Source organism: Novosphingopyxis sp., from assembly GCF_965218915.1.
Classification (GTDB): domain Bacteria; phylum Pseudomonadota; class Alphaproteobacteria; order Sphingomonadales; family Sphingomonadaceae; genus Novosphingopyxis.
Genome location: NZ_OZ244708.1, coordinates 2,193,575 through 2,211,515, shown reverse-complemented (window position 1 = coordinate 2,211,515; position 17,941 = coordinate 2,193,575). Strand labels below are relative to the sequence as shown.

Genomic DNA, 17,941 nt, shown 5'->3' with positions numbered 1-17,941 from the left:
CGGGTCGGAGTTCAAGCGAACATCCGGAGCGACCAACAGGAAAGGCCGAGGAACTGGATCGGTAGCCTGCGGTTCCCCCGCCGCAAAGCGCGCAAAAAGCGCCTTTGAAGGAGAATGATCATGTTGAAACTTGTCATCACCGCCAGTGCTCTGGCGCTTTGTATGCCGGCGCTGGCGCAGGAGGCCGGAACGGACACGCAAACCGATCCGGCTACCCAGGAAACCGCCCCTGATGGCGACCTGACCACGCCGCCGGAAGATTTGGCGGACGATGCGACTATGGATGAAACCTTGACCGACGAAACCACCACCGATCAGACGACCGCTGCGCAGACTACGCCGTCCAAACCCATCGATAAAAGCGAGAGCGATGATCCGGAAGCGGCCACGCCTCCTTCCACCATGGATGATGATGAGGCGACGACTGAAGATCCAGGCACGAACGATCCCGGCGCGGTCGATCAGTTCGTCGAACAGCAATTTCCGTCCTATGACGGCGACAGCAGTGGCGAACTGAATAAGGACGAATTCGCAGCATGGCTGGCCCCGCTGCATCATGCCGAAATACCGGACGCCGATGAAGCGGCGGTAGCGGACTGGACCGGCAAGGCGTTCGCACAGGCCGATACCGACAAGAATGCCGGAGTTTCGAAGGACGAGCTGAAGGTTCTGCTCGCCGGTTGATCCGGCCGAAATCGAGCGGCCTTATCCACCCCTCTGGCCGAAGATGGAGCGCCGCCTTGTCCCCTCGAGGCGGCGCTTCGTTCATTTCGTCGGAGCGGAATCGGCTTCGCGCTAATAGCAATTGTAAGGCCTTCAGTAGGATGGCACATGGGGCCATGCTAACTCTTATCGTTACCGTAGTCGTTGTTTCTGCCGCCTTGCTGATCGGGGCTGCTTGGGGAATTTACGGTTCCTTGCACGCACATCTCGAGGGGTTTCTCATTGCGCTCGCGGGCGGGGCCCTGATCGTCTCCGTTGTGGCCGAGCTGATTCAGCCTGCGATCCAGCGCAGCACATTGCCTGTGGTTTTCCTCTCCGTAGCTGCGGGAGCGGGTATATATAGCCTGTGCGATTGGTGGATCGACAAGAAGATAGGCGAGGATAGTGGTGGCGGTTTGCTTGCTGCGATTACGTTGGATGGTATTCCTGAAAATATTGCGCTTGGAATTGCCTTGATCGGCGCCGGTTTCATGCAAATCGCTGCGCTGGCCGGGGCCATTTTTCTATCGAACCTGCCCGAAGCGGCTGGCGGAGCCAAGGAAATGGCCGCTGACGGACATGGCAAGGGCAAAGTCCTGGGACTGTGGGCGCTGACCGCCTTGCTGTTGTCAGTGGCGGCCATCGTCGGCAATTTGGCGCTGAGCCACGTATCAAAGCATTTGCTTGCCGCGATGCAGGGGTTTGCAGCGGGGGCTGTCGTTGCCTCGCTGGCGACAGCGGTATTTCCCAAGGCGTTCAAAGAGGATAATTACTGGACCGGAATTGCGGTCGCGATCGGCCTCGTTTTGGCGCTCGCGCTCGGCGAACTGGGCGGTTAGCAGCGGCGCGCATGCCCTAGATCAGCCCCTGGCCGCGCATGCTCGTATGGCCGTCCTTGCCGATGATCAGATGGTCGTGGACCTGAATGTTGAGCCGCTTGCCCGCCTCCAGAATGTCGCGGGTGAGGGCGATGTCGGCGCGGCTCGGCGTGGCGTCGCCGCTGGGATGGTTGTGGACCAGGATCAGCGCGGTGCTGCCCAGATCGAGCGCGCGGCGGATGATCTCGCGTGTGTAGACCGCGGCTTCGTCGATCGAACCTTCGCTGGCGAGCTCATCGCGGATCAGGCGGTTCTTGCCGTCGAGATGGAGCACGCGCACGCGCTCGGTCGCGCGGTGCGCCATGTCGGCGTGCAGATAATCGGACAGCGCCTGCCAGCTCGACAGGATCGGGCGGGTGCGCGCGGGCTCGCTGATCAGGCGCAAGGCGGCGGCCTGCACGATCTTGATCGCCGCGGTGCTGGTCTCTCCCATGCCCGGCTGCTTGGCGATCGCCTCCGCATCGGCCGATAGCAGCGCGGAAAAGCCGCCAAATTCCATGATCAGCGCTTTCGCCAGCGTCTTGGTATCGCGGCGCGGTATCGCCAGCGCGAGCAGATATTCGATCAGCTCGTGATCGCCGAGCGCCTCGCCGCCGCGCCTGAGCAGGCGTTCACGCAATCGTTCGCGATGACCCTTGCCATGATGCTCGTGGATTTCGCCCATGATTCGTATCCCCCCTTCACAAGGGATTAGCGCAAGCCATTATGATTGAAACCCCGCTTGCTTTGCCGCAAAGCCGGGCCCGTGGAAGTCGCGGACGAACCCATTCCCAAGCGCCGGCGTTTTCGGCGTCGCCATATTTTCTACGGCGCGCTTCTGTTGTTCGTCGTGCTGCTGTTGTTCGCCTGGATTCAACGCACCCAGATCGCCGACGGGTTCATCAAGGACGAGCTGGTCAAACGCGACGTGCGCGCCAGCTACCGGATCGCCAAGATCGGCTTCGAGACGCAGCGCATCGAGGATGTCGTGATCGGCGATCCGACGAAGCCGGACCTCACCGCCAATTGGGTGGAGGTCGACCTGGTGCCCAACGGCCTCGGCGCAAAAGTGGCGCGGGTGCGTGCCGATGGCGTGCGGCTTTACGGGCGGCTGACGGATCAGGGGCTGAGCTTCGGCCAGATCGACAAATTTCGCGATCCCACCAGCACGGCGCCCTTTGCGCTGCCCGAGATTTTCGCGACCCTGTCCGACGCGCGGGTGCGGCTGGCGACGCCTTATGGCAATGTCGGCATCAAGCTGGTGGGGCAGGGCGAGCTGGCGGACGGATTTGCGGGGCAGGTCGCCGCGGTCACCGACAATCTGCAGATCGGCGGCTGCAACGCGCGGCAATCGAGTTTTTTCGGAACTTTGGCGATCCAGAAGGGGCGCCCACATCTGACGGGGCCGCTGCGCAATGGCGGGCTTGGCTGTGATGGCTTCTCGCTCGCCGGGATGGAGCAGCAGCTCGATCTGACCTTGTCGGACACGCTCAAAAGCTGGACCGGCAGTAGCAATTTTACCGCCTATCGACTTGGCGCAAGCGGTTACAGCGCCGCCAATATGCGCGGATCGATCGATTTCTACGGCAATGCCGAGCGCAACCAGATCGGGCTCGATGTCGCGGCCAGCACGATCGGCGGCCCGGACATTGCGGCACGCAGCGCCAGTCTGAAGGGCGATCTGCGACTGCGGCAGACGGATCAGGGCATGCGCGCGTTGCTGACCGGCGAGCCTCGGCTCGGCGGGCTGCGGCTGCCTGCGAGTCTGCTCGATCCGCTTGACGGAGCCGCACGCGGTCTCGGCTCGACGCCGCTGAAGCCGGTTCTGGAAAAACTTGCCGGCGCCGGGCGTCAGGCGGTGCGTTCGATCGACCTGTCGGCTTCGCTGCAGGCGGCGGTCGGCGGGACGGGCGAGCAATATGCCATGCTTTCGGGGCTTCGTGCCGACGCGGCATCGGGGGCGATGGCCGTGCTGGTCGACGATTTGCGCGTTTCGAAGGATGCGCGGGGATGGCATCCCCGGCTGGACGGACAGATCCGGCTGGCGGGCGGCGGCCTGCCGCAGGCCGTGCTCGACCTTACGCCGTCGGGCAATGGCTATGCGGGGCGGCTCCAGCTGGCCGATTACGGCACGGACGATGCGCGGCTGTCGCTGCCCGAACTCGCCTTCCGGCCCGCCCCCGGCGGCACTGCGCTGGGCGGGCGCGCCACGATGACCGGGCCGCTGTTCGGCGGCTATGTCACCGGGCTCGATCTGCCGGTGCAGGGCTTATACTCCAATGCCGGGCGGCTGGCGCTGTGGAATGCCTGCCAGACCATCGGGTTCGAGGCGTTTCGCCTGTCGAGCCTGACGCTTGCGAGCGATCGGCTACGGGTCTGCCCGAAAAACGGATCGCTGCTGACGGTCGGCAATGGCGGCGCCAGGGCCGATGCCAGCGTGGTGGCACCCGATCTGGCAGGACGGCTGGGCGAAACGCCGATCACCATCGCCTCGGCCGCTGTCGACGTGACGCTCGCGGGCTTTGCCGCCGACGCGCTCGAGGTGCGGCTCGGCAAGCCCGAGAGTCGCACCATTTTCGATGCCGATCAGTTCAATGGGCGCTTCGGCAGCGCGGAGCTCAGCGGCACGCTCGCGGGTGGCTCGGGGCGCATCGGCAACGTGCCCTTGCTGCTGAGTGAAGCGGTGGGCGAATGGCGCCTCGAACAGGGCGTGTTCGATCTCACCGGGGGCTTGCGCGTCGACGATGCCGAGCTGGTCGACCGGTTCGAGCCGCTGACCGGCCGCGATGTCGCGCTGCGCTTCGCGGGCAACCGCATCACCGCCACCGGCGTGCTGGCCGAACCCGCGACCGGCACCAAGGTCGCCGATGTCGATCTGGTCCATGATTTCGCGGACGCATCGGGCCATGCCGATCTGACGGTGCGCGATCTTGCCTTCAACGACATATTGCAGCCTGATGCCTTGACGCGGCTGGCGCTGGGTGTCGTCGCCAATGTCTCTGGCAGCGTGTCGGGCGATGGCCATATCGACTGGACCGGCGATCGGGTGACCAGCACCGGCACGTTCACCACCAAGGGCCTCGATCTCGCCGCGCCCTTTGGCCCGGTCCAGACGCTGGCGGGCAGGATCCGCTTCGACGATCTGCTCGGCCTTGAAACCGCGCCGGGGCAAAAGATCGCGCTCGGTTCCGTCAATCCCGGCATCGAAGTTCTGGACGGCATATTGTCTTACCAGTTGCTGCCCGGCCAGCGGGTGCGGGTGGAGGGCGCGACCTGGCCGTTCGCGGGCGGCACGATCCATCTCGATCCCACCATCCTCGATCTGGGCGGAGATGCCGCCAAGACGCTGACGTTCGAGGTCACCGGCATGGACATCGCCATATTCATGGAGCGCTTCGGCTTCGAAAATCTGCAGGCCACCGGCGTGTTCGACGGCACCCTGCCGATGATCTTCGACCAGTCCGGCGGCCATATCGAGGGCGGGCGCCTGGTCTCGCGCGATGGCGGCGGCACGATCGCCTATGTCGGCGAGCTGACCTACAAGGACCTCTCCACCTATGCCAATCTGGCCTTCGACATGCTCAAGTCGATCCGCTACCGCGCGCTGACGATTGCGCTCGACGGGGATCTGGGCGGTGAAATGGTGACGCAGGTCAAATTTTCCGGTTTGCAGCAGGGCAAAGGGGCCAAGCGCAATTTCATCAGCCGCGCGATCGCCCAGCTGCCGATTCAGTTCAACGTGAACATCCGTGGGCCGTTCCTGCAGCTGATCAGCTCGGTGCGGAGTTATTACGATCCGACCTTGCTCATTAAGCAGAATTTGCCCAGCCTGATCGAACAGCAGCGCAATATCGATGAAATCCAGCAGCGGCTGCAGGATCAGTCCGATCCGGGTGGTCCGACGAATAGCGACAGCGAAGCGAATACCGGCGTTCAGCCCAGCGAAAGCGAGAATATGCCATGACGAAATGGACGAATTGCGGTCGGTTCGGATCGGTGCTGGCGCTGGCCTGCCCCTTATCCCTAGGGGGGTGTGTGTCGGTCGAGGCGCCGACCGAGCCGATCGTGATCGAGTTGAATATCAACATTCAGCAGGAAGTGGTTTACAGGCTGGACAGCGATGCCCAGGAACTGATCAAGAAAGAAGCGGAGATATTCTGATGTTTAAGCGAATGGCACTCATAGCGGCGACGGCAGCGGCCATTTCGCTGACTGCTACGGCCGTTCAGGCACAGCGCGATCCTGCTTACCAGCAGGCGCGTACGCAAGGTTTGATTGGTGAAAAGCCGGATGGTTATCTCGGGTTCGTTGTCGCGCCATCATCGGCGATCCGCGCGCTGGTCGAGGATCTCAACATCAAGCGCAAGGCGGCGTACACCAAGAGCGCGGCCGATGCCGGGTCGACCGTGGAACAGTTCGCCTTCACCACCGGTTGCCGCCTGATCCAACAAAGCTCGCCCGGCGAGAAATACCAGACCCCCGGTGGCCAGTGGGCCACCCGCAATGGCGGCGCCCCGACGCGCGATCCGCGCTGCCCATAATATTTCTTCGTCATTGCGAGCGTCAACGAAGCAATCCAGGGCCGTTGCGGCGCGGACATCGAAAGGGCAGCGCTGCATCGCCCCGGATTGCCGCGTCGCCGCGCTCCTCGCAATGACGTCGAACATCCGAGCGGGCTAGCATCCCGCCATAGGCGAGGCCGGGAAAAGGATGCCCATCTTCACCCTCACCCCGGTTGACTTGACCAGCCGCCTTTTCTAAACGGACCGCGCTCAGACAGATGGACTGTCGGCACGAGGCCCGCCGGTCACCGGCGGTCCTTTGTTTATGTGGCACAAGAATCGGTTCGGGAACGGATTTTGGCGGACGATCGCAGGCAGGACGGCGCGGACGATCTGGACCAGCGCATCAAGGATGCGCAGGACCGGCAGCGCCATGCCATGACGAATGAGGAAGGCCGCGCGGAAAGCCGCGGCTGGGCCGTGGGCATCGAGTTCATCGGCGCGGTCCTCGTTTCGGGCCTGATCGGCTTCGGCATCGACAAATGGCTGGACACCGGGCCGTGGGCGATGATCGTGTTGCTGATCCTGGGTTTCGCCGCCGGCACCCGCCGCGCGATGAAGACCAGTGCCTCGTTCGATTCCGATCCCGACACCGGCAACAGGAAGTAAGCGCCGTGGCCAATCCGATGGAACAGTTCGAGATCAAGGTGCTGCAGCCGATTCAGGCGAACGGCTATGATCTCAGCTTTACCAACAGCTCGCTGTGGATGCTCATCGCGCTCGCCGCGATCGCGATCTTCCTGTTCGTCGGCACCGCACGGCCACAACTGGTGCCCGGCCGCTGGCAGGCCGCGGTCGAATATATCTATGATTTCATCCGGAGCATGCTGGACGAGAATGTCGGCCCCAAGGGCCGCGCCTTCGCGCCGCTGATCTTCGCGGTGTTCGTGTTCGTGCTAGCCTGCAATATCCTGGGCCTGATCCCCTGGGTCGGCGCGTTTACGCCGACCAGCCATATCGCGGTGACGCTGGGCCTTGCGTTTCTGGTGTTCATCATTGTCTGCATCGTCGGTTTCTGGAAGCACGGCTTCAAGTTCCTCAGCCTGTTCTGGCCGAAGAACACCTTCTTCCCGCTGGCCGTGTTTGTGGGCCTGATCGAGTTTCTGAGCTTCCTCTCGCGTCCGTTCACGCTCGCCATTCGTCTGTTCGCGAACATGACCGCGGGCCATGTCCTGCTAAAGGTGTTCGGCACCTTTGTGGTGGCGCTCGGAAGTTTCGGCGCGCTCCCTTATGTGCTCGGCATCCTGCCGCTGGCGGTGAACGTGGCGCTGACCGCGCTCGAAATCCTGATCGCCGTCGTGCAGGCCTATGTCTTCGCGCTTCTCGCCTCGATCTATCTCAACGATGCGATCAACCTTCACTAATCGATCAAATAAATCTTACGAAAGGAATACGACATGGATCCTGAAGCAGCACGCGTAATCGGCGCTGGACTTGCGGCCATCGGTGCGGGCCTGGCGGCCATCGGCGTCGGCTCGATCTTCGGCCAGTATCTGAACAGCGCGCTCCGCAATCCGGAAGCCGATGCCAAGATGGGCGGACGCCTGATCTTCGGTTTCGCCGTGACCGAGGCGCTCGGCCTGATCGCCGCCGTCGTCGCGCTGGCGCTGGCCTTTTCCTGAGCCCGGCCGAACCGTAATAGGCTGACTGAGCGAACCCATGCCCCAGTTCGAATTCGACACCGTCCTGATCCCGCAGCTGTTCTGGCTGGGGATATTCTTCGCGATCCTGTATTTCGGGGTCGTGCGGTTGACGCTGCCGAAGCTGGGCCGGGTCATGGAGCATCGCGAGGATAAGGTGAACGGCGACATCGACGCCGCCGCCGCGGCCAAACAGTCCGCCGACCAGCTGGAAGCGGATTACAAGGCCGGTATCGCCAAGGCGCGTGACGATGCGCGCGTGGCGCTGGCTGATGCCAAGACCGAAGCCGGCCGCACCACCGAGGCGCGGCTCGCCGAAGCGACCAGGGCCAGCGATGTCGAGATCGAGGCCGCCGAGGGGCGGATCGCCGAAGCGCGCGCCGCGGCGATGCAGGAGATCGAGACGGTGGCCACCGAAAGCGCGGTCTCCATCGTCGATCGCATCACCGGCAAGGCCCCGCCCGAGGCCAAGGCGCGCGGCGCCGCCAAGGCCGCACTGGCGGGGGGCGCAAGCTGATGACCCATGCAGTGGTGGCGGAACAGGCCGTGGGCGGCACGAGCGCGGAAGTGCATGCGCCGGACGATCATGGCCCCTATCTGCTCGGTCTCAACGCAGAGGGCTGGGTCTATGTCGGCGTCAGTATTTTCATCGTTGTCGCGATTGTCTGGCTAAAGGCGCACAAGACGCTGACCGCCGGGCTCGACGCGCGCATCGCCGCGACGAGGCGGTCGCTCGACGATGCGGAGGCGATCCGCAAGGACGCCGAAGCGCTGCTCGCCGAGGCCAAACGCCAGCAGCAGGCGAGCGCGGGCGATGCCGCCGCGATCCTGGAACAGGCCCGGACCGAGGCCGCGCAGCTGATCGCCAAGGCGCAGAAGGATTCGCGCAATCTTGTCGCCCGGCGCGAACAGATGGCGAAGGACAAGATCGGCGCGGCCGAACGCAGCGCGGTCAGCGATCTGCGTGCCCGCGCCGCCGCCGCCGCCGCCATGGCCGCGCAGGAACTGATCGCCGACCAGCACAACGCCGCGGCCGACAAGCCGATGATCGACAACGCGATCAAGGCGCTGAACTGAGGCTCGCCGGAGCCCCTTTCGCAATTTTCCCGTCATCCCGGACTTGATCCGGGATCCAGGGCGAGATGGCCCTGCGGCTGGGCCCTGGATCCCGGGTCGAGCCCGGGATGACGATGCTATAGAGACTTCGTCGCCCGCTCCCGCTTCCCTAGCCGCCGCGCACCCCCTATCTTCCCCCCATGCCTCCACCTGAAAACAAAGCCGGGCGCCCGGATCAGCCCAATGCGCCGAGCCGGTTCAATGAGGAAAAATCCGCCTATACCGTGCGCGGGTCCGATCAGCCGGACCTGGAGGCGGGCGTGGCCGCGATCCGCAACGTGTGGAAGACGCTGCCGCAGCGCCCCGGCGTCTACCGCATGCACGATAGCGGCGGCGAGGTGCTCTATGTCGGCAAGGCGCGCAGCCTGAAATCGCGGGTGGTGAACTACACGCAATGGGCGCAGCTGCCCGCGCGGCTGCAGCGCATGGTCTCGCAAACCCGCGGCATGACGATCGTGACCACCGAGAGCGAGGCCGAGGCGCTGCTGCTCGAGGCGCAGCTGATCAAGCGCTACCGGCCACCTTATAATGTCCTGCTGCGCGACGACAAAAGCTTCCCCTATATTTTGCTGCGCCAGGACCACGCCTTCCCGCGCATCCAGAAGCATCGCGGCGCGCGCCGGGCGAAGGGTCAATATTACGGACCGTTCGCCAGCGCGGGCTCGGTCGGCCGCACGCTCAACGCGCTTCAAAAGATGTTTTTGCTCAGAAGCTGCACCGACAGCTTCTTCAACAACCGCTCGCGGCCGTGCCTGCTCTATCAGATCAACCGCTGCTCGGCGCCCTGCGTCGGCCGGATCGACGAGGCGGATTATGCCGAACTGGTCGGCGACGCGCAGGATTTCCTCGGCGGAAAATCGACCGGTGTGCAGGAGAAACTGGGCAAGCAGATGGAGCAGGCCGCGGAAAATCTCGATTTCGAGATGGCGGCGCTCTACCGCGACCGGCTGAAAGCGCTCACCTTTATACAAGGCAGCCAGGCGATCAGCGCGCAGGGCCTGTCTGACGCGGACATCTTCGCGCTGGCGAGCAAGGGTGGCCAGGTCTGCATCCAGGCCTTTTTCATTCGCGCGGGCCAGAATTGGGGCCATCGCAGCTTCTTTCCAGCCCATGTGAAGGATGTGCCCGATGAAGAGGTGCTGGCAAGTTTTCTGGCGCAATTCTACGAGGAAGTGCCGCCGTCGAAGCTGTTGCTGCTCGACCGCGAACTGGCGGAGCCCGAACTGTTTTGCGAGGCGCTGTCCGAACGCGCCGGGATCAGGGTGTCGATCACCGTGCCGCAGCGCGGCGATCGGCGCAAGATGATGGACCAGGCCTGCCGCAACGCGGTGGAGGCGCTCGACCGCAAGCTGGCCGAGGGCGCGAGCCAGACGAAGCTGCTCGCGGAGGTCGCCGAGCTGTTCGATCTGGACGGTCCGCCGGACCGGATCGAGGTCTACGACAACAGCCACATCCAGGGCACCAACGCGATCGGCGCGATGGTGGTCGCGGGGCCGGAGGGGTTCCGCAAGAACGCCTATCGCAAGTTCAACATCAAGCGTCCCGAGACCGCGCCGGGCGACGATTTCGCGATGATGCGCGAGGTGCTCGAACGCCGCTTCGCCCGCGCGCAGAAGGAAGACCCCGACCGCGAAAAAGGCGACTGGCCCGATCTGGTGCTGATCGACGGCGGGCGCGGACAGGTCTCCGCATCGATGGCGGCGCTGGAAGAACTGGGCATCGAGGATGTCGCGCTGGTCGGCGTGGCCAAGGGCCCGCATCACGGGCGCGACGGGCGCGAGGTGTTTCACATGCCAGACGGCCGCGATTTCACGCTGCCGCCCAACGGCGCCGCCATGTTCTACCTCCAGCGGCTGCGCGACGAGGCACACCGTTTCGCCATCGGCGCGCACCGCCAGAAACGCGCAAAATCGATGGGCACCAGCCCGCTCGACGAGGTGCCCGGCATCGGCCCGGCCCGCAAGCGCGCGCTGCTGATGCATTTCGGCACCGCCAAGGCGGTCAAGAGCGCCAGCCTCGACAACTTGAAACGTGCGCCCGGCGTCAACGACAGCGTGGCGCAGACGGTCTATGACTTTTTTCATGTGCGCTGACGGAAAATGACGCTACCATCGATGGTGGTTTTCTTGGTTGGGGGAATTTTAGATGGCCCTGTCGACGGCAGAACTGAGTTTGATCGAGCAACGCGTCACGAATGACGGGCCGAGTACAGGTGCGGCATACCTGCTCTGGTTTTTTCTGTGGTTCGTGAGCGCACATCGCTTCTATCTTGGACGCCCGGGTACCGCAGTTCTTCAAATCCTGTCCTATTTTATTGTTATCGGTTTTGTCTGGATACTCATCGATGCGTTTTTGATTCCTGGAATGATCCGAGAGAAACGAAACGAAATCAGGCAGCAGATTTCCTTGCAAATGGGTGGCGACCAAAGACTTGTCGGGACAGAGGGCGGTTTGCCCGCCTAGGCGAGGCGCTCTTTGTAAGTGAGCGGATGATTTGGTCTATGTCCGTTGACGGATGGCATCTTGAGGGGCCGCTGGCTTGAATGTCTATCGCCGGATTTCCCCTTTTGTCTTCCATCCCGGAGATTTGCGGCGGCCGCCCGGTGATCGACGGCACGAGAACGCGGGTGAGCGATATTCTCGATATTTTGGCTGGGGGAGCGAGCGAGCAGGATATCCTCGATGACTTCCCTTACGTCACCGCCGATGCTATCCGATCCTGCCTTGCATTCGCTGCGCGATCTACTGACCACTGCCGAATGAAATCGTAGATCCGGCTCCTCGAACGAGCTTGCGTCGTTGCAGTCTCAGTTTGACGAACGTTGGATAGCGTATATTTTGAATAGCATTCGTTCGTCATGCCAGCGAAAGCTGGCATCTCGGGCGTTCTTGCGTTCGGGCCCGAGACCCCAGCTTTCGCTGGGGTGACGAGCAAGTGGGACGACTTTGTGGCCGATGTAATTACCCTGTCGGAGGGCGGCTTGATATCGTAAGAGGCTCTCGAGAGGCTCAGGGCTATCGATTTGGGGGGCAGACTAGAATATGCCCCATCTCTCGACCCAGGCCATCGTCTGCTCCGTGCGCCATCATGGCGAGCACGGCGCGATCGCGCGGCTGTTCACGCCGGAGGGCGGGCTGATCGCGGGCTATGTGCGCGGCGGGCGGTCGCGGCGGGTGCGGCCGATCCTGATACCGTCGAACCTGGTGCAGGCGGAGTTCCGCGCGCGCACGCCGGAGCAACTCGCCGGGCTGACCGTGGAGCTGGTGGCCAGCCGCGCGCCGTGGCTCGGCGAGCCGCTCGCCGCCGCCGCGCTCGACTGGGCGACCACGCTGACCGCCGCGACCTTGCCCGAGGAGAACGTCTATCCGCGGCTTTACCTGGCGCTGTCGGCGCTGCTCGATGCGATCTGCCACGCACCCTCGGCGCGCGGCTGGGCGACGGCGATGGCGCGCTACGAGCTGCTGCTGCTCGCCGAATTGGGCTTCGGGCTCGACCTTTCGAGCTGCGCGGCGACCGGGGCGGCCGACGATCTGGCCTATGTCAGCCCGCGCAGCGCGCGCGCAGTGTCGCGCGCCGCGGGCGAGGGTTACAAGACGCGGCTGCTGCCCTTGCCGCGCTTCCTGATCGCCGACGAGCGACCCGACTGGCGCGATATTATCGATGGCTTCGCGCTCACCGGTTTCTTCCTGGAGCGCAGCCTGTTCGCCGAACGGCGCTCCGATATCATGGCCGGGCGTGAACAAATGATCGCGCGCATCCAGCGGATGCTTGATTGAGGCGCGCGGGCAGGGCAGGGAGGCGCCCATGATTCCGGGGGATATCCGACACGAGCATGCGATCGAACTGGCGGTCGTCCTGCCCACGTTCAACGAAGCGTCCAATGTCGACCGCGTGATCGCCACGCTGGGCCGCGTGCTGGAGGGCATCGTCTGGGAGGCGGTGTTCGTCGACGACAACAGCCCCGATCACACCGCGCAGATGCTGCGCGACCGATCGCGCGCGGACCGGCGCATCCGCGTGATCGAACGGCTCGGGCGGCGCGGGCTGAGCTCGGCCTGTATCGAGGGGATAATGGCCACCGGCGCACCCCTGGTCGCGGTGATGGACGCCGATCTGCAGCATGATGCAAACCTGTTGCCGCTGATGATGGCCAAGCTGCGCGAGGATGAAAAACTGGACCTCGTGGTCGGCTCGCGCTTCGTCGAGGGCGGCGGCACCGGCGACTGGGACGAGGCACGGCTCAGGAAATCGCAATTCGCCACGCGGATCGGCACGAAATTGCTGAACCTGACGCTCAGCGATCCGATGAGCGGTTTCTTCATGATTCGCTCCGAGCGTTTTCGCCGCGTCGCGCCCAAGCTGTCCGGCATCGGCTTCAAGATCCTGCTCGATATCGTCACCGTGGCACGCGAGCCGATGAGGATCGCCGAACTGCCTTACACTTTTTCGGTGCGCGAGGAGGGCGAAAGCAAGCTCGACCGGGTGGTGGCGTTCGAATATCTGCTGGCGTTGTACGACCGCCTGTTCGGCCGTATCCTGCCGGTGCGCTTCGCCCTGTTCGCGACGATCGGCGTGGTCGGCATCGCGGTGCATTTCGCGATCCTAACGAGCGTGTTCGGAGGGCTGAAGACTGGCTCCGTCGTTGCCCGCGACACGGCGTTCATCCTGTCGCAGGCCTGCGCGACGATCGGCGCGATGACGTTCAACTTCTTCCTCAACAACGCGCTGACCTATCGCGACAAGCGCCTTGCCGGTTTCGTGCCCATGCTGCGCGGGTGGATCAGTTTCTGCCTGTTCTGCAGCGTCGGCGCGGTCGCCAATGTCGGGATAGCCGCGTTTCTCTACGACGAATCCTATGTCGGCTTCACGCTGTCCGCGCTGGCGGGGATTCTGGTGGGCGCGGTGTGGAATTTCGCGCTGTCGAGCCGGTTCGTGTGGGGGCGGTACTAGACGCCTGCTCTGGCGCTTGCAGCCCATGCATTTGAAACGGCGGCTCCCCCGACGCGGAACGTCATCCCGGACTTGATCCGGGATCCAGGGCCCAGCAGCAGTGCCATCCCGCCCTGGATCCCGGGTCAAGCCCGGAATGACGCCGTTTTGGGAATGTAGTCGGGAACACCGCGCGTAGCGATGCGTCTTCCGCATCACCGCCAGCTTGGCAGCCACATCCAATGGTTGAACGCCTGCGACCCGCTCAACGGCATGGCCGATAGGATGGGGTAGAAATCGACGAACACCGCCAGCGCCGCGAACAGCAGGATGGCGGGCGCGACATATTTGCGGTCGCGCAGCCAGAGATAGTCGATCGTCGCCGCCAGCGCGATGATCAGGAAGAAACTGGGCACGAGATAATGGTGATAGAAGGTCACTTTCTTGGGCAGGACGATCCAGATTTCCACGCCAACGAGCCACAGGCCGGTCGGCACGAACAGCGCCCAGTTTTTCAGCTTCACGCCCATCATCACGCTCAGGATCAGCGCCGGCAGCCCCGCCCACATGACGATCGGATTGCCGAGCAGCAATACGCCGCGGATCGCACCCTCCGCCTGTTCGTAAAGATACCAGATCGGCCGCTCGTCGATGATCCACTGCCACCAGACGCTGGAATAGGGGTGCGGCGCCATGGTTCCGGACTGTCGCTTTGCCATCTGCCATTGATAGGATAGAATATCGGCAGGCGGCACCGCTTTGTCGGCGAAGAAGAACATCGGAATGAAGGTGGCGAGATAGACGATCGCGGGCAGCAGGCCCAAAAGCAGCCCCGCTTCCAGCAGCGAGACGCCGCGCACCGGCCCGGCGCTCCGGTCCATGAGCAGCGTCTTGAGGTTCCAGGCACGCCGGCCCAGCCCGCCCCCCCGCCACAGCAGGAAACCGACACCGATCGCCAGGCCATAGGGCGCTGCGGTCCATTTGCAGGCGATCGACAGACCGAGCATCGCGCCGGCCCATGCCAGCCGCTTCCGCGCGCCGCTGGTGGCCCGCACCGCGGCGGCGATCTGCCACAAGGCCAGCATCAGGAACGCCGCCATGAAAATGTCGAGCATGGCGATCCGCGACTGGATGAACAGCAGGTGCCCGGCGATCAAAAAGATGCCGGTCAGCACGGCGATGCGCGCGCTGCGGTACAGCTCCCATACGAACATCAGCGCGCCGAACAGCGCGATCCCGCCGAACAGGGCGCTCGGCAGGCGCCAGCCCCAGGCATCGTCGCCGAAGATCGTGATGCCGAGCGCGATCAGGCATTTGGCGAAAGGCGGATGTTCCTGGTTCAGCGGCGTGCTGAGATCGATCAGGTTGCGCGCGGCGGGCACATAATAGGTTTCGTCGAAAAACAGCGCATGGGGATGCTGGATATTGATGCAGAAGAAGACGATCGCGGCGATCCCAGCCAACGTGGCCCAACCCTGCGCGCTCAATCGCGCCGTCCAATGCCGTGACCCATGGTCTGAACGATCGGTCATGCCTGCATACTCCCTAAGCCCGCGCGATAGAAAATCGGCGCGGCAACGGCAAGCGCCCGCATTGACGCGGAGCCTGTGAATACGCAAAGCATGCGCCATGAAGAGACATAGCGGACAAGACCCGGAGATCACCCAAAACTGGCGGCCCGCCACGCGCGCCATTCGCGGCGGCACGGCGCGCAGCGAATGGGGCGAGACGTCCGAGGCGTTGTTCCTCACCTCCGGCTACAGCTATGATTGCGCCGGAGACGCCGCCGCGCGCTTCGCGGGCGAGCAGCAGGGCATGACCTATTCACGCCTGCAGAACCCCACGGTCGAAATGCTGGAACGGCGCATCGCGCTGCTGGACGGGGCCGAGGCCTGCCGGTCGATGGCCACCGGCATGGCGGCGATGACCGCGAGCCTGCTGTGCCAGCTCGAGGCGGGCGATCATGTGGTGGCGAGCCGCGCGCTGTTCGGCAGCTGCCGCTGGCTCACCGATACGCTGCTGCCCAAATTCGGGATCGCCACGACGGTGGTCGACGGCCGCGATCTCAAAAATTGGGAAGCGGCGATCCGGCCCGAGACCAAGGTGTTTTTCTTCGAAACTCCGGCCAATCCGACGATGGAAGTGCTCGATCTGAAAGCGATTTGCGGGCTCGCCCGGGCGCACGGCATTACCAGCGTGGTCGACAACGCGTTCGCCACGCCGGTGCTGCAGCGCCCGCTGGAACTCGGCGCGGACGTGGTCGCTTACAGCGCGACCAAGATGATGGACGGGCAGGGCCGCGTGATGGCGGGCGCGGTCTGCGGCAGCGAGGAATTTATCGAGGACACGCTCCTCAAATTCATCCGCAACACCGGGCCGACGCTCGCGCCGTTCAACGCCTGGGTGGTGCTGAAGGGTCTCGAAACGCTCGACCTGCGTATCCGCAGGCAGAGCGAGAACGCGCTGAAGGTTGCACAATTCCTCGAAGCGCGGGTCGAGCGCGTCAATTATCCCGGCCTCGCGTCCGATCCCTTTCACGATCTGGCGATGCGCCAGATGGAGCTGGCGGGGCCGATCCTGTCGCTGCATGTCGGCGGCGGGCGCGAACGCGCGCATGCGCTGCTCGACGCGCTGGAGCTGGTCGACATCAGCAACAACATCGGCGATTCACGCAGCCTGATGTGTCACCCCGCCAGCACCACCCATGCCAGCATGAGCGCCGAGGCGCGCGACGAGGTGGGCATCGGCGAGGACATGCTGCGGCTCAATGTCGGGCTGGAGGATGTCGCCGATGTGATCGACGATCTCGATCGCGCGCTGGGGGCCGCCGGGCTGTGATCGAGCGGATGTTTCCCTATCAGGAGACCAGCGACGGCATCACCGTGCGCGTTTCGGTCAGCTATCTCGAGGAACAGTCCAGCCCCGAGCATAATCGCTGGTTCTGGGCCTATCATATCCGCATCGAAAACCACCGCGCCGGGCCGGTGCAGCTGCTCACGCGCCATTGGGAGATTACCGACGGCATGGGCCTCGTCACGCCGGTCGAGGGCGCGGGCGTGGTCGGCGAACAGCCGATCATCCAGCCCGGCGGCGCGCATGACTATGTCAGCGGCTGCCCGCTGCCCACGCCCGACGGATCGATGCGCGGCCATTATATGATGGCGGGCGAGGGACCGGACCCGATCTTGGCGTTGGTCCCGATGTTCCCGCTGGAAGCCCCGGCGAGGGCACGGTGAGCGCTACCCGCCACCCCAATTCGTCATCCCGGCGAAAGCCGGGATCCAGGGCGGTTGCAGAGCAGCCGTCGCCCTGTGGGACCCTGGATTCCAGCTTTCGCTGGAATGACGGGGTGTGTGGAGGGTGTAGGGCAAACCCATGAAACGCACCCTGCTCCCGCTCAACGGCCTGCGCGTGCTCGATGCCGCCGCGCGTCACCTCAGCTTTACCCGCGCCGCCGACGAGCTGGCGGTGACGCCCGCCGCCGTCGGCCAGCAGATCCGCGCGCTGGAGGACACGCTCGGCGTCGTTTTGTTCCGCCGCACGCCCAAGGGTCTCGAGCTGACGCCGGAGGGCGCGCGCGGGCTCGATGCGCTGCGGGCGGGTTTCCTGCAGTTCGAGGACAGCGTGCGCGCGATGCGGCAGGGGCAGAGCTCCAAGCGGCTCACCATCGCCGCGCCGCGCGACATCAGCCGCTATTGGTTGCTCCCACGCCTCGCCGCCTATGCCGCAACCGATGGCGATTTCCGCTTCCAGCTGATCGCCGCCGACGAGCCGCTCGATTTCACCGAGGCCAATGTCGATCTCGCCCTGCGCTACGCCGCCGAGCCCGACGAAGCCGAAGGCGTGGCGCTGGGCAAGGCCGAGGCGGTGTGGGTCGGCGCTGGCGAGCGCATCTGCTGGGAAGGCGGCCATGGCGGCGACATCCGGCTGTCCGTCGCCGATGCGGGACTTGCGCTCGAAGCCGCGAAAAAGGGCCTCGGCCGCGCCCGCGTGCCGCGCCTGCTGGCAGAGGCGGCGGGCATGGACTGGACCGAAGCCGAGCCCGCGCGTCGCCGCTACTGGCTGCTCGCCCCGCTGCCGCAATGGCGCCAGGCCAAGGTCAAGGCGCTGGTCGCCGCGCTGACCGGCTAAGCA

Annotated in this window: 20 protein-coding genes; 18 read left to right on the top strand and 2 right to left on the bottom strand. The window is 64.4% G+C overall.

Annotation, left to right across the window (positions count from 1 at the left end; translation table 11 throughout):
* The first annotated feature begins 162 nt into the window (after nt 1–162).
* Both ACOQPC_RS10295 and ACOQPC_RS10290 read left to right on the top strand, forming a co-directional pair.
* Complete coding sequence (locus ACOQPC_RS10295) at nt 163–684, top strand: hypothetical protein (RefSeq protein ID WP_420605643.1); 522 nt, start codon at nt 163–165, stop codon at nt 682–684.
* Nucleotides 685–839: 155 nt separating this feature from the next.
* A complete protein-coding gene (locus ACOQPC_RS10290) occupies nt 840–1,541 on the top strand; it encodes a ZIP family metal transporter (RefSeq protein ID WP_420605642.1) in 702 nt (233 codons plus the stop codon).
* Between the two features lie 16 nt (nt 1,542–1,557).
* On the opposite strand, the gene radC is transcribed toward ACOQPC_RS10290, so the two are convergent.
* Complete coding sequence (gene radC, locus ACOQPC_RS10285; RefSeq protein WP_420605641.1) at nt 1,558–2,244, bottom strand: RadC family protein; 687 nt, start codon at nt 2,242–2,244, stop codon at nt 1,558–1,560.
* 81 nt (nt 2,245–2,325) lie between these two features.
* On the opposite strand from radC, the gene ACOQPC_RS10280 reads away from it, so the two are divergent.
* The 13 genes from ACOQPC_RS10280 to ACOQPC_RS10220 all read left to right on the top strand — a co-directional run bounded on the left by ACOQPC_RS10280 (nt 2,326) and on the right by ACOQPC_RS10220 (nt 13,828).
* A complete protein-coding gene (locus ACOQPC_RS10280) occupies nt 2,326–5,523 on the top strand; it encodes an intermembrane phospholipid transport protein YdbH family protein (protein ID WP_420605640.1) in 3,198 nt (1,065 codons plus the stop codon).
* A complete protein-coding gene (locus ACOQPC_RS10275) occupies nt 5,520–5,720 on the top strand; it encodes a YnbE family lipoprotein (RefSeq protein ID WP_420605639.1) in 201 nt (66 codons plus the stop codon). The genes ACOQPC_RS10280 and ACOQPC_RS10275 overlap by 4 nt, the downstream gene beginning before the upstream one ends.
* Complete coding sequence (locus ACOQPC_RS10270) at nt 5,720–6,100, top strand: YdbL family protein (RefSeq protein ID WP_420605638.1); 381 nt, start codon at nt 5,720–5,722, stop codon at nt 6,098–6,100. Before ACOQPC_RS10275 ends, ACOQPC_RS10270 begins: the two co-directional genes overlap by 1 nt.
* Before the next feature lie 318 nt (nt 6,101–6,418).
* Nucleotides 6,419–6,730 (top strand): AtpZ/AtpI family protein, encoded by a 312-nt coding sequence (locus tag ACOQPC_RS10265; RefSeq protein WP_420605637.1) that lies wholly within the window; start codon nt 6,419–6,421, stop codon nt 6,728–6,730.
* A 17-nt stretch (nt 6,731–6,747) separates the two neighbouring features.
* Entirely contained in the window at nt 6,748–7,485 is a 738-nt protein-coding gene (locus tag ACOQPC_RS10260) for a F0F1 ATP synthase subunit A (RefSeq protein ID WP_420608120.1), read from the top strand.
* Nucleotides 7,486–7,518: 33 nt separating this feature from the next.
* The gene (locus tag ACOQPC_RS10255) at nt 7,519–7,743 is read left to right on the top strand and encodes a F0F1 ATP synthase subunit C (RefSeq protein ID WP_420605636.1); all 225 of its coding nucleotides are present in this window, start codon (nt 7,519–7,521) and stop codon (nt 7,741–7,743) included.
* Nucleotides 7,744–7,780: 37 nt separating this feature from the next.
* Nucleotides 7,781–8,278, top strand: coding sequence for an ATPase (locus tag ACOQPC_RS10250; protein WP_420605635.1), 498 nt, complete (start codon nt 7,781–7,783; stop codon nt 8,276–8,278).
* A complete protein-coding gene (locus ACOQPC_RS10245; protein WP_420605634.1) occupies nt 8,278–8,838 on the top strand; it encodes a hypothetical protein in 561 nt (186 codons plus the stop codon). The genes ACOQPC_RS10250 and ACOQPC_RS10245 overlap by 1 nt, the downstream gene beginning before the upstream one ends.
* A 179-nt stretch (nt 8,839–9,017) precedes the next feature.
* Nucleotides 9,018–10,970, top strand: a complete 1,953-nt coding sequence (gene uvrC / locus ACOQPC_RS10240) for an excinuclease ABC subunit UvrC (protein ID WP_420605633.1) — start codon at nt 9,018–9,020, stop codon at nt 10,968–10,970.
* A 52-nt stretch (nt 10,971–11,022) separates the two neighbouring features.
* Nucleotides 11,023–11,340 carry a TM2 domain-containing protein gene (locus ACOQPC_RS10235; RefSeq protein WP_420605632.1) on the top strand — a complete coding sequence of 106 codons (318 nt, stop codon included), beginning with the start codon at nt 11,023–11,025 and terminating at the stop codon, nt 11,338–11,340.
* Between the two features lie 80 nt (nt 11,341–11,420).
* Complete coding sequence (locus tag ACOQPC_RS10230; protein WP_420605631.1) at nt 11,421–11,648, top strand: DUF433 domain-containing protein; 228 nt, start codon at nt 11,421–11,423, stop codon at nt 11,646–11,648.
* 271 nt (nt 11,649–11,919) lie between these two features.
* On the top strand, nt 11,920–12,654 hold the full coding sequence (gene recO / locus ACOQPC_RS10225; protein ID WP_420605630.1) for a DNA repair protein RecO: 735 nt from the start codon (nt 11,920–11,922) through the stop codon (nt 12,652–12,654).
* A gap of 28 nt (nt 12,655–12,682) precedes the next feature.
* Nucleotides 12,683–13,828: a glycosyltransferase family 2 protein gene (locus ACOQPC_RS10220; RefSeq protein WP_420605629.1), complete on the top strand. Its 1,146-nt coding sequence runs from the start codon at nt 12,683–12,685 to the stop codon at nt 13,826–13,828.
* Nucleotides 13,829–14,022: 194 nt separating this feature from the next.
* On the opposite strand, the gene ACOQPC_RS10215 is transcribed toward ACOQPC_RS10220, so the two are convergent.
* Complete coding sequence (locus ACOQPC_RS10215) at nt 14,023–15,339, bottom strand: glycosyltransferase family 39 protein (RefSeq protein WP_420605628.1); 1,317 nt, start codon at nt 15,337–15,339, stop codon at nt 14,023–14,025.
* 97 nt (nt 15,340–15,436) lie between these two features.
* Between ACOQPC_RS10215 and metZ the strand changes: the two genes are divergently transcribed.
* From metZ to ACOQPC_RS10200, 3 genes are all read left to right on the top strand, one after another.
* Nucleotides 15,437–16,645 carry an O-succinylhomoserine sulfhydrylase gene (metZ, locus tag ACOQPC_RS10210; protein WP_420605627.1) on the top strand — a complete coding sequence of 403 codons (1,209 nt, stop codon included), beginning with the start codon at nt 15,437–15,439 and terminating at the stop codon, nt 16,643–16,645.
* An 8-nt stretch (nt 16,646–16,653) separates the two neighbouring features.
* Nucleotides 16,654–17,043, top strand: coding sequence for a Co2+/Mg2+ efflux protein ApaG (gene apaG, locus ACOQPC_RS10205; protein WP_420608119.1), 390 nt, complete (start codon nt 16,654–16,656; stop codon nt 17,041–17,043).
* A 139-nt stretch (nt 17,044–17,182) separates the two neighbouring features.
* Nucleotides 17,183–17,938, top strand: coding sequence for a LysR family transcriptional regulator (locus ACOQPC_RS10200; protein WP_420605626.1), 756 nt, complete (start codon nt 17,183–17,185; stop codon nt 17,936–17,938).
* The last annotated feature ends 3 nt before the right edge of the window (nt 17,939–17,941 follow it).